This is a genomic window from Oceanimonas sp. AH20CE76, from assembly GCF_039654065.1.
GTDB lineage: Bacteria > Pseudomonadota > Gammaproteobacteria > Enterobacterales > Aeromonadaceae > Oceanimonas > Oceanimonas smirnovii.
In genome coordinates this window covers 846,236-858,451 of record NZ_CP155481.1, presented here as the reverse complement: position 1 = coordinate 858,451, position 12,216 = coordinate 846,236, and the positions used below count along the sequence as shown (strand labels likewise).

General features: G+C 56.6%; 8 protein-coding genes. 2 read left to right on the top strand and 6 right to left on the bottom strand.

The window, feature by feature from the left end:
* Positions 1-83: 83 nt before the first annotated feature.
* The 5 genes from N2M06_RS04130 to N2M06_RS04110 all read right to left on the bottom strand — a co-directional run bounded on the left by N2M06_RS04130 (position 84) and on the right by N2M06_RS04110 (position 5,639).
* Positions 84-887 carry a DUF1338 domain-containing protein gene (locus N2M06_RS04130; protein WP_346351699.1) on the bottom strand — a complete coding sequence of 268 codons (804 nt, stop codon included), beginning with the start codon at positions 885-887 and terminating at the stop codon, positions 84-86.
* Between the two features lie 16 nt (positions 888-903).
* Entirely contained in the window at positions 904-2,373 is a 1,470-nt protein-coding gene (gene astD / locus N2M06_RS04125; RefSeq protein ID WP_346351698.1) for a succinylglutamate-semialdehyde dehydrogenase, read from the bottom strand.
* Positions 2,366-3,394, bottom strand: coding sequence for an arginine N-succinyltransferase (astA, locus tag N2M06_RS04120; protein ID WP_346351697.1), 1,029 nt, complete (start codon positions 3,392-3,394; stop codon positions 2,366-2,368). Before astA ends, astD begins: the two co-directional genes overlap by 8 nt.
* Positions 3,395-3,456: 62 nt before the next feature.
* The gene (locus N2M06_RS04115; RefSeq protein ID WP_346351696.1) at positions 3,457-4,671 is read right to left on the bottom strand and encodes an aspartate aminotransferase family protein; all 1,215 of its coding nucleotides are present in this window, start codon (positions 4,669-4,671) and stop codon (positions 3,457-3,459) included.
* A gap of 386 nt (positions 4,672-5,057) precedes the next feature.
* The gene (locus N2M06_RS04110; RefSeq protein WP_346351695.1) at positions 5,058-5,639 is read right to left on the bottom strand and encodes an aminodeoxychorismate/anthranilate synthase component II; all 582 of its coding nucleotides are present in this window, start codon (positions 5,637-5,639) and stop codon (positions 5,058-5,060) included.
* A 273-nt stretch (positions 5,640-5,912) separates the two neighbouring features.
* On the opposite strand from N2M06_RS04110, the gene N2M06_RS04105 reads away from it, so the two are divergent.
* Together N2M06_RS04105 and N2M06_RS04100 are read left to right on the top strand one after the other, a co-directional pair.
* Complete coding sequence (locus N2M06_RS04105; protein WP_346351694.1) at positions 5,913-7,703, top strand: PAS domain S-box protein; 1,791 nt, start codon at positions 5,913-5,915, stop codon at positions 7,701-7,703.
* Between the two features lie 324 nt (positions 7,704-8,027).
* On the top strand, positions 8,028-9,134 hold the full coding sequence (locus N2M06_RS04100; protein WP_346351693.1) for a sensor domain-containing diguanylate cyclase: 1,107 nt from the start codon (positions 8,028-8,030) through the stop codon (positions 9,132-9,134).
* A 28-nt stretch (positions 9,135-9,162) separates the two neighbouring features.
* Here the strand turns inward: N2M06_RS04100 and N2M06_RS04095 are convergent, their stop codons facing one another.
* Complete coding sequence (locus tag N2M06_RS04095; protein WP_346351692.1) at positions 9,163-12,207, bottom strand: efflux RND transporter permease subunit; 3,045 nt, start codon at positions 12,205-12,207, stop codon at positions 9,163-9,165.
* Positions 12,208-12,216 lie beyond the last annotated feature (9 nt).

The window sequence follows — 12,216 nt, the reverse complement described above, 5'->3', positions numbered from 1 at the left end:
CCCCTTACAAAGGGGAGGGAATTATTTTCCGCGGACTGCAACCCCACTGCTGTCTCTCACACTGCTGGCTATGGTAAACACCTTCAGCCACTAGCTGTATTGGTGCTCTCAAAGATCTTGTCTGCCGAAGCGGCCACAAAGCCGGTGTAGAGCTCACCGTCGGGCTTGGGATAACGCAGGGCAAACTCGTAAAAGCAGCTGGGCAGTGAGGCTTCACCGTCGGTGAACTGCACCAGGGCAGTGTCGGCCATGGTGGAAGACTGCTCCAGCAGCACATCGGGAGAGCCCTTGATCTCGCCGCCGGCGTCATTGAGGCGGAATCCGGCCTGCTTGAGGGCACTGTTGACCGCGTCCAGGCTGTCATAATCCTCAAGGTGGTTCACACTCACGGTAAAATGATTGGCCCGGTAACCGTATACCGCCATCCAGCCGGCGTATTCACTTTCTGCCGCCAGGGTTTTGTAATCGGCATGGGAGATTTGCCAGGGCGCACCGGAATAGAGAAAGTCTTTTTGCTCCGGCAGGGTGTCGTCCACCTGATCAATCAGCCTCGCCACTATGCGCTGAAGCGTAGGCGAGCACTGCTCCAGCAGCAATTCACTGATAAACACCTTGGGCGCAGCCGGGTCTGGATGTTCGTAATGGCGGGCATAGAGCTTTTTGGCCTCGAAGTGGTATTCGCCCTTTTGCTCGTAGCCCAGCGCCAGAAAATGCGCCGCCAGCTTGTCCAGGCCCAGTTTGGGGTGGTTAAAGGTACGAAAGGCCACATGATCGTTCACAATGGCCTTGCCGCCGCCCAGCAAATCATGAATTTTCAGCGCGCTGGGGGTCACGGTTAAATAGTGTTGCCAGAGTGCCTCAAACAGTTCTTCTACAGAGGTATGCATAACCGACTCCTGTGAGTTAAAAGCTGAGCCCGGGTGACAATGTGCCCGGCATTTCAAGGCTGTCGCCTTCCACCGAGGCCACCGGATAGGCGCAATAATCTGCGGCATAATACGCACTGGCCCTGTGGTTGCCGCTGTCGCCCACCCCACCAAAGGGGGCGGCACCGGAAGCACCGGTAATGGGCCGGTTGCGGTTTACAATGCCGGCGCGAATATGGCGATAGAAGTAGTCCCAGTCGGCTTCGCTGTCGGACAGCAAGCCCGCCGACAGGCCATAGCGGGTGCGGTTGGCCAGGCTCAGTGCCTCGGGCAAATCATTGAAGCGAATCACCTGCAGCAGCGGACCGAAATATTCTTCATCGGGCAGCTGATCAATACCGGTCACGTCCACTATGCCCGGCGACACCAGGCCGGTGCCCGGCTGCAGATGTTTCAGCATCAGCAGCGACTCACCGCCAAAAGCCAGCAAATGCGCCTGAGCCGCCACCATGCCCCGGGCGGCACGCTCGGAGATCATGGCCCCCATAAAAGGCTGAGGGTCGGCGTCGTAATGGCCCACCCGAATGGCCTTGCTTACCGCTACCAGCCGTGCCAGCAGCCGGTCACCGGCCTCGCCCACTGGCACCAGCAAGCGGCGGGCACAGGTGCAGCGCTGACCGCTGGTAATAAAGGCCGACTGAATAATGGCATGCACGGCGGCATCCACATCGGCCACCTCTGTGACCACCAGCGGATTATTGCCGCCCATTTCCAGCGCCAGAATTTTGCCCGGCTGACCGGCAAACTGCTGATGCAGCAACTTGCCGGTGTTGGACGAGCCGGTAAAAAACAGGCCGTCTATGCCGTCGTGGGCTGCCAGCGCCTTGCCGGTGCTCACTTCGCCCTGCACCAGATTGAGCACACCGGCGGGCAAACCTGCTTCATGCCACAGACGTACGGTTTCCTGGGCCACCATGGGCGTAAGCTCAGAGGGCTTGAACACCACCGTATTACCGGCAATAAGCGCCGGAATAATATGGCCGTTAGGCAAATGGCCGGGAAAGTTGTAGGGGCCGAACACCGCCACCACACCGTGAGGCTTGTGGCGCACAAAGGCCTGAGCACCGGCCATGGGATTTTCTACTGTGCCGGTGCGCTCAAAGTAGGCTTTTTCGGACAGGCCAGCCTTGCCAATCATGGCGGCCACCTCGGTCAGCGCCTCCCATTCGGGCTTGCCGGTTTCCCGGGCAATCAGCCTGGCCAGCTGCGGCTTGTGCTGCTCCAGCAGCCCGGCAAACGCCTTGATAATGGCCAGCCGCTCAGCCACCGGGCGAAAGCCCCAGTCGGCACTGGCGGCCCGGGCGGCGGCCACGGCAGCATTCACCTGCGCCTCATCGGCGGCGGCGCCCTGCCAGACTACCTCATTTTTGGCCGGGTCGAGGGATTCAAACACAGCGTCCGCTCCGGTCAGCCACTCACCATTAATATATTGCACGGCTTCAGTCATTGCGTTTCATCTCCGCTACCCTGACGGTATCTCCGTCTTCCACCTTCAGCAGGCTGGCCACCGCTCTGGTCATCACCGCCTGCCCCTTTTGTTCATTAATGGCCATCTCTCCCAGCAGCGCCCGGAACCCTTCAAAACGGGTGTTACTGACAAGGTGTGTCTGCGCCCTGACCGGATGACCAATTTGTACCGTTAACCGGCGGCTGTTGCGCAGAGTGCGAATGTTGTGCACCTCGCACTCCACTGTGGGGCCGGCATCAAAAATATCGACATAGCCGCGCCAGGAAAAACCCTCTTCCTCCAGCAGATGCAGCGCCGGCCGGGTTTTATCGTGGGTTTTACCAATCACCGCCCGGGCTTCTTTAGACAGCAAGCTCACATAAATGGGGTATTTGGGCATTAAATCGGCAATAAAGCCCTTCTGGCCAATGCCGGTAAGATAATCCACGGTGGGAAAGTCCATGGAGAAAAAGTGCTCCTGCAGCCAGCTCCAGAAGGGGCTGTTGCCGCCCTCATCAGACACGCCGCGCATTTCTGCCAGAATGCGCCGGTCAAACAGCTCGGGAAATTCCGCCAGAAACAAAAACCGGCACTTGGATAACAGCCGGCCGTTCATGCCGTGACGGGCGGGCTCGCGCAGAAACAGGGTACACAGCTCACTGACGCCGGTGTAATCGTTGGTGAGCGTCAGGGTTTCCACCACATTGTGAATACCCAGCTTGCGGGAGCAGTGCACCTGCTTGCCCAGCAGATAGGTGTAGAAAGGCGAAGTCAGCCCCACCGCCGACTCCAGCGCCGTGGTGCCCAGTACTTCACCGGTGTCACTGTCTTCGGCCACAAAGAAATACAGGCAATCCCCCTTGCCACCGGCGCGGCTGGCAAAGGAGGTTAATGAATGATCAATTTTTTTCTGCAGCAGCTCGTCGTTTACCGGCAGCGACGTAAAGCCATGCCCCGACTCAATGGAAATCTGCTTGAGAATGGCAAAATCACGCTGCTCTATGGGTCTTATTACCAGCATGCAGCACTCCTTATGACGAAATAAGCGGGGCACCCTGCCCCGCCGTTAACGGCAGCGGTGTATCAGCCGTTCACTACTCTTGCTACGGCACGCTCAAAGCGGGCCAGACCTTCCAGCACTTCTTCTTTGGTAATCACCAGCGAAGGCGCAAAGCGCACCACATTGGCTCCGGCAATCAGTACCATCAGGCCTTCCTCGGAAGACGCCTGCAAAAAGTCCTTGGCGCGGCCGGCAAACTGCTCGTTCATCACGCAGCCCAGCAGCAGGCCTTTGCCACGAACTTCCGAGAAACAGCCATATTTGGCATTGATCTTCTCAAGTTCTTCTCGGTACCAGCCTTCGCGTTCTTTCACACCAGCCAGCACTTCGGGCGTGTTAACGGTGTCAAAGGCGGCCTCGGCCACGGCACAGGCCAGCGGGTTGCCGCCATAGGTGGAGCCATGAGTGCCGGGCTTGAGTGATGCGGCAATATCGGCGCGGGTAAGCATGGCACCAATGGGGAAGCCACCGCCCAGCGCCTTGGCACTGGTAAGAATATCGGGGGTAACGCCGGTATCCATATAAGCATAAAGGACACCGGTGCGGCCCACGCCGGTCTGCACTTCGTCAAACACCAGCAGCGCCTTGTGTTCATCACACAGCGCCCGCACCGCTTTCACAAACTCGGGATCCGGGCTGATAATGCCGCCTTCACCCTGCAGCGGCTCCATGACCACGGCACAGGTACGTTCCGACATCATCGCCTTGAGCGCTTCAAGATCATTGTAGGGAACATGGTCAACATCGGCGGGTTTGGGGCCAAAACCGTCGGAATAGGCCGCCTGGCCGCCCACGGTGACGGTAAAGAAGGTACGTCCGTGAAACCCCTGGTTAAAGGCAATGATCTGGGTTTTTTCGGCATTAAAGTGCTCAATGGCATAACGGCGGGCCAGCTTGAGCGCGGCCTCGTTGGCCTCGGCACCGGAGTTGCAGAAATACACCCGCTCGGCAAAGGTGGCATCCACCAGTTTTTTACCCAGGCGCAGCGCCGGCTCGTTGGTCCAGACGTTACTCAGATGCCACAGCTTCTCGCCCTGCTCCTTGAGTGCACTGACCAGCGCCGGATGGCAGTGGCCCAGGCAATTCACCGCTATGCCGCCGGCAAAGTCGATAAACTCCTTGCCGTGCTGATCCCACACCCGGGCCCCCAAGCCACGGACAGGAATGCTCTGAGCCGGTGCATAGTTGGGCACCATGACTTCATCAAAGAGTTCTCGGGTAACGGCCATATCAGACATCTTCTCTTCCTCCATTTACCGCAGCATGCTCTGCGATAAAAGTTAAATCCATGTAAACACGCAAGCATTATTGCAAAGTAACCATAACTTGTCTCTATGATAAGTCACAATTCTGGTGGTTTATTTTGCCAGTAAAATAACTGTAGTCATTTATCTTGCATAAGCTCGCAACGAGGCGTGTTTAAACCGGCAGCAAGCACTGCACAGCTGCATAAACACGCATCACTATTATTCCTTTCGCCGCCAGCACTTGCGAGCGAGAAAGCCTGATAAGCAGAATAAGAAAAACTTATAGTATGGATGGGCAAAAAAGCGGGTCTTACAGATCTGGTCACGCCGGGCCTGACCCGGAGTCTGGAACAAGCAAGCAGCTGTTTGCAGTATCACTACAGAATGTTTAAAAAATTTCCCAGCAGCTGATGGCCACCCTGGGTAAGAATGCTCTCAGGGTGAAACTGCACACTGTGCAACGACAACGTTTTGTGTTGCATGCCCATGATCTCGTCGCGCTCACCCTGAGCGTTTTCACTCCAGGCAGTCACCTCAAAGCAGGCCGGCAGACTGTTAGCCTTTACCACCAGGGAATGGTAACGGGTCACGGTAAGCGGATCGGGCAGTTCCGCAAACAATCCGCCGCCGGTATGGCGAATCGCCGAGGTTTTGCCGTGCATCACTTGCCGGGCCCGCACCACCTCACCACCAAACGCCTGAGCAATGGCCTGATGCCCCAGACACACGCCCAGAATGGGCAGCTCACCGGCAAAGTGTTCAATGGCCGCCAGTGACACTCCCGCCTCATTGGGGGTGCAGGGGCCGGGAGAGATCACCAGCCCAGCCGGCCGCAGTGCGGCAATCTCATTCAGGCTGATGTCGTCATTACGGCGCACCACCACTTCCTGCCCCAGCTCACCAAAATACTGCACCAGGTTCCAGGTGAAGGAGTCGTAGTTATCGATCATCAGCAGCATATTGCACTTATCTCTTTGATTTAATTGAAATAGTAAAGCCTTACACTGCTTTGATACCCGCTCTGATACCCGCAATTTCATTTGATACCCAGAACCGAGACCTCAACAGCACACATGAGGAAGCGGTATTTTCGCATCTATCCCGTTGGCGTCAAACTCAGGCGCAGCTAACTTTCACTTTTTAGGCCAAGCTTAAAATATTATGTAAATAAGGGTGAGCATGGCCGGTCTTGGTCTGAATTGGTCGTTTGTGAATCATAAGGAATTGACACTATGGGGTGGAGCAAAAGTTTTGGTTTTCTTCGGCTCGGGCATAGCAGTAATGACCGGCTCAGAGAAGCACTGGATAATGCTATCGACGCCGTTGTCAGCATCGATCAGCACAACAAAGTGATCTACTTCAACCCCGCCGCGGAACGACTGTGGGGATATAGCAAAGACGAAGTACTCGGCAATAACGTGAATATGCTGGTCCCCGGCACCATCCGTGCAGCTCATGACGGTTATATCAACCGCAACCGGGAAACAGGGAAAAATGTGATTGTTGGCACCAGCCGTGAGGTTCAGCTGCAGCGCAAAGACGGCCAAATGGTGTGGGCCAGTCTGTCACTCTCCCGCTATCAGCTGGGTCGTCACATCGGCTATACCGCTTTTGTGCGGGACATCACCGCCGAGCACAATATGCGTGAGACGATTAACCAGACCTTGGAGCAGGCCATTGATGCTGTCGTCACCATTGATGAAGACAATACTGTCACCTTTTTCAATCAGGCCGCGGAGCGGCTGTGGGGCTATGACAGATCCGAAGTGCTTGGCCAGAACGTCAAAATGCTGGTTCCTCACCAGCTTCAGGCCAGTCACGACGGCTATATCAACGCCAATCGCGATACCGGAAAAGATAAAATTGTCGGCACCAGCCGTGAAGTGCCGGTCTTTCGCAAGGACGGCAGCAAATTATGGGCCACACTGGCGTTATCCAAAGTCCAGCTCAGCGGACGTATCATTTACACTGCCTTTCTTAAAGACGTCACCGCTGAGGTCGCACGGCGGGAAGAATTCCGCTTGTTATCGCTGGTGGCCAACCGCACTAACAATGCAGTGATTATTACCGATACAGAAGGACGCATAGAATACGTTAACCCCGGATTTTGTGAACTGACCGGTTACACTGCGGAGGAAGTACAGGGGAAAATACCGGGCCGTTTTCTTCAGGGCGAACAGACAGATCCGCAAACCGTGGCCCGCATCAGTGAGTATATTGCTCGCAGGGAAGCCTTCTACGACGAAATTCTGAACTACGACAAACACGGCACTCCCTACTGGATATCTCTTGCAATCAATCCGGTGTTCAGTGAGCAAGGCAAGCTGGAACACTTTATCTCCATTCAGGCCAATATCACCGAAACCAAATCAAAGGCGCTGGAATTTAATACCAGACTTGATGCCATCGGTGCCTCTTTCGTGGTCGCAGAGTGGGATCAGAATGGCAAACTGAACTACACCAACGACTTGCTCAACAAGGTAATGCAACTATCAAATGCGGCCCCGGCCCAAAACCCGCTGGCACAACTGTTAACACTGCTGGGAGAAGCAGATTGGCGCAAGTTGCATCAGGGAGAAAGCCTGAAGCAGGACCTGGATTTATCCGGTATGACAGCACACCCTGTGTGGCTGGATGTCACTTTTACCCCCATCATGAATGTAAACGGCCGCCTGTCCAAAGTGGTAATGTATGGCTCCGATATCAGTTTACGCAAACTCACCATTGATGAAACTAACAGCGCCATGAATGAAGTGCTGCACTCAAGTGAGCAAATTCAGCATATTGCCCGCACCATCAATGATATTGCCGAACAAACCAATTTGCTTGCGCTGAACGCAGCCATTGAAGCCGCACGGGCGGGAGAACAGGGACGCGGGTTTGCCGTGGTAGCTGATGAAGTGCGAACGCTGGCTTCCCGCTCCAGAGCATCGGCGGACGAGATAAGCCGGCTGCTCAGCGACAGCAAAATACGTATTGAAGGGCTGGCCGACTCCCTGCAAAAACTGGAACAGACAGAATAATCATCTGTTCAAGCAGGGTGTTAACGAGTCAACCGAAACAAGATGCTGCTTTATCAAAGCAGCATGAAAGCTGAGCACTATCTCGATCGGCAGTATCGACATGGTCCAAAGCATTGGTATACTCATGGGTGCCAGATATTTTACCGTTTTTTGCCCCACAATATGTGCGGTGATATGGCCCAGAGCGGGTTTATCTGCCGCCCTGCACCAGCAGTGATACACAAGGGCGACAGATGCAGCGCCCTCCCTCAATATCAGGGAGGCTCGTACAGGTGATCGAGTGCCCGTGCTTGTTGTCGATCAACCACTAACCGGTAATACACCATGACCTCTTACTCCTCTCAGCCCGGTGATGCCAGGGCTTACAGCGAAGAAGCTCGCCTTTCTGTTCTGGCCTCTTACGATATTCTTGACACGCCACCGGACAGTGCCTTTGATGACATCACCGAGCTGGCGGCGTTGATCTGCGATACGCCCATCGCCGTGATCAACTTCGTCGACCGGCACCGCCAGTGGTTTAAGTCCGAACAGGGGCTGGGAGTGAGGGAAACCCCGCTGGACATCTCCATTTGTGCCCATGTCATTTTGCAGTCGGAGTTATTTGTTGTGCCCGACACTCGACAGGACGCCCGCTTTGCCTGCAATCCGCTGGTGACCGGAGAGCCCTATTTGCGCTTTTATGCCGGCGCCCTGCTCAAAAGTCCGGAAGGCTTTCCCCTGGGCACCCTGTGCGTACTCGACTATCGGCCCCGGGAGCTGACGGAGAAACAGCGCATCGCCCTGACCGCCCTGGCCAGTCAGGTGATGAACAACCTGGAGCTGATACGCGTTCAACAGGCCCAGGCCGCCTTGATCGAGCAACTGCAGTCGGCCCAGAAAGAGCTGATCCATCTGGCGTCCACCGATCCCCTCACCGGCCTGTATAACCGACGGGCCATCAAGGAGCGCCTGAGTCAGGAGCTGGCGCTCATTGAGCGGAGCCGGGCGCCGGCGGCCCTGATGCTGATGGACCTGGATCATTTTAAAACCATCAATGACGACTTTGGCCACGAAACCGGCGACAGGGTCATTGAGCACTTTGCCCGGGTTTGCAAAAACGTGTTTCGTCAGTCCGATATTATCGGTCGCTGGGGCGGTGAAGAGTTTGTGGTGCTGCTGCCCGGCGCCACCGAAGCCGAGGCCTGGCAGGCGGCGCAGCGCCTGCACCAGTCGTTGCGGCAGACACCCTTGGTCGGTGATGAGCATCCGCCGCTGCTTATCACCGTCAGTATCGGCCTGTGCAGCCTGAGCAAAGACTGCGAGCTGGAAGACACCCTGCGCCAGGCCGACGAGCTGCTCTATCAGGCCAAAGACAGTGGCAGAAACCGTACCGTCTGCGCCTCTGCAACCACCGATGGTGAAACACCTGACGACCTGACTACTCCGGACTGAACCGGCCAGCCCTGTTGCCATTCCCCCTTCATGATCCGACGGGCCTGATGCGAAAGATAGCCACATAAAGCAGCGGCACCACTATCAGGGTCAGCACGGTAGCAAAGGCCAGACCAAACATAATGGTGACCGCCATGCTTTTGAAGAAAGGATCCATCAGCAGCGGAGCTACCCCCAAAATGGTGGTAAAGGCCCCCAGAAAGACCGGCCGTGCCCGGCTCACAGCCGCATCCATCACGGCGGCAAAGCCCGGCTTACCCCCGGCTATTTCGGCATCGGCCTGATCTACCAGCACAATGGCATTTTTCACCAGCATGCCAATCAGGCTGAGCAGGCCCAGTATCGCCATAAACTCGAACGGCACCTGAAACAACACCAGCCCAAGCGTCACGCCAATAATAGCCAGAGGTGCGGTCAGCCAGATCACCAGCGGCTGACGCAGGGCGTTAAACATGACCACCACTGCCAGAATCATGGCACTGAAACCATAGGGTGCCGACAGCGCCAGCCCTTCATTAGCTTCTTTTGAGGCCTTATCTTCCCCGTGCCACTCCAGCCGGTAACCGGGAGGCAGCGCCATGGCTTCAATCTCGGGCCGCAGCCGTTCCAGCAGCGGTCCGGACAACTCACCGGGCAACGGATCGGCCTGCGCCTTAATGGTAGGGAACCGGTCCACCCGGCGAATGATGGCATCCACCCATTCCAGCTTAACGGAGGTGACCAGCTGACTGACCGGCACATACTCCCCCGCTGTGGGGCTGTATACCTGCACGTTTTCCACCATGTCAGCGGTAGCCCGTTCGGCTGCCGGTGCCCGGGAAATAATGGGGATCAGCTGGTCACCTTCACGATAAACGCCGACACGTTCGCCACTAAAGGCACGGTTAATGGCCTGGCTGATATCGGCCAGGGTCAGGCCGGCACGGCGAGCAGCCACTTCATCTACCACAGGGCGTAATACAGGCACTTTTTCACGCCAGTCGTCCTGAATGGCAATGGCGCCGGCATCTTGCGCCATAATGGCCTTGGCCTCTTCTGCCAGCTTACGCAACACCGCCGGCTCCGGCCCCATAAAGGCGGCTTCTATTTTTTTGCCGCCGCCCCGGCCCAGCATGAACTTCCATACTTTTATATCCGCCAGCGGATGGCGCTCGGACAGCTGCTGCTGCAGGCTGGCAACCATGCCGGCAATTTGCGTGGGATCATCCACATCCACCAGCAGCTGACCGTAACTGGTGTTGGGATCTTCCGGACCGTAAGTCAGCATAAATCGCAAACCACCCTGCCCGATAAAGCTGGTGACATGGGTCACGCCATCCTGCTGCTGTACAAAGTCACCAATGCGGGCAAGCTCGGCTTCGGTTTGCCGAATATCTGTGCCCTGAGGCAGGTACATATCCACCACAAATTGCGGCCGGGCCGACTCGGGCATAAAACCCGGCTGAACCCATTTAAAGCCAAACATGGCACCGGCCAGCAGCGCCAGCAGCAGGCCACCGGTAATGGCACTGTGCTGCAGAGCTGTACGCAAGATACCGCGATAACGCACCATAATGCCCGATTCAGGCTTGTCTTGTGCAACCGGCTTTACTTTCAGCAGCGCCACACAAAACAAGGGCGTCAGGGTAACGGCAAACAACCAGCTGAACAGCATGGAGTAAAGAATGACCCAGAACAATGAGCCGGCATATTCCCCCATATCCGTTGGTGACAGCCCAATGGCACTGAACGCCAGAATGCCCACCGCGGTTCCGCCCAGCAGCGGCCACTGAGTGGACTGCACCACAGCCGCGGCGGCGCTCTCGGCCCGCTCGCCCTTTTGCATGCGCACCAGAATGCCGTCGGTCACTACAATGGCATTATCCACCAGCATACCCAGGGCAATGATAAGCGCCCCGAGTGACACCCGCTGCATGGCAATATCATCCAGCCGCATTACAATCAGAGTTCCGGCCACGGTAAGCAGTAATACGGCTCCCACAATAATACCGCTGCGCAGGCCCATAAACAGCACCAGCACCAGCACCACTATGGCCACAGCAGCCACCAGATTGGAGACAAAACCGTTTACTGCCTCACGCACCGAGTCGGACTGATAAGAGACTTCGTTCAGCACCATGCCAATGGGACGCTCGCTGTCCAGCTCTGCCAGCCGAGCGCGCACTGCATCACCCATGTCCACCACGTTGCCGCCGGCCACCTGGGAAATGCCCAGCCCAATAGCGGGCTTACCGTCATATTTCATCAGCGCCCGGGGCGGCTCACTCTCGGCGCGGGTAATGGTGGCCAGGTCTTTCAGAAATACCACGCTGTCGCCATCCTGCGAGGTGATGGCAAGGTTCCCCAGCGCTTCAACCGAGTCGGCCTGTCCTTCAGGGCTGAAATAAATCCGCTGGGGGCCAATCTGCAGATTGCCGGCATCGCTGATCACATTCTGCTGACGCAGGGTCTGATAGATATTGCTCAGGGGCACTCCCAGGCGAGCTGCCTGGGCGGCAGAAATTTCCAGATAAATGGCTTCCTGAGGCGCACCAAGAGTCGCAATTCTGGCCACGCCGGGCACCTGCAGCAGCTCCCGCTCCAGCCCGCGTAAGTAGTCTTTAATTTGCTGCAGAGTAAAACCTTCACCGGTGACCGCAAAAAATAACGCATACACATCACCAAAGTCGTCATTCACCACCGACGGCCCCGCCCCCGGCGGCAGCTGGCGCTGCGCATCGTTCACCTTGCGTCTGAGCTTGTCCCACACCTGCTCCAGCTCGCGGGCGCTGTGGGCAAAGCGCATATCAATTTCCACTTTTACCAGGGAATCGCCCATGCGCGATACCGACGTCACTTCTTTCAGCTCCTGCAGTTGCTGCACGGCTTCCTCAATGGCTTCGGTCACCTCTTCTGCCACCTGCGCCGGCAAGGCACCGGGATAAGGCGTGGAGATCACCGCCTGGCGAATCACAAACTCCGGATCTTCAAACCGGCCCAGGCTCTGATAACTGATATAGCCGCCCACCAGCAACAGCAGACAGGTCATCCAGGCAATGGTGCGCCTGGCAAGGGTATGTTCAGCAATATTCACGGAAAAATC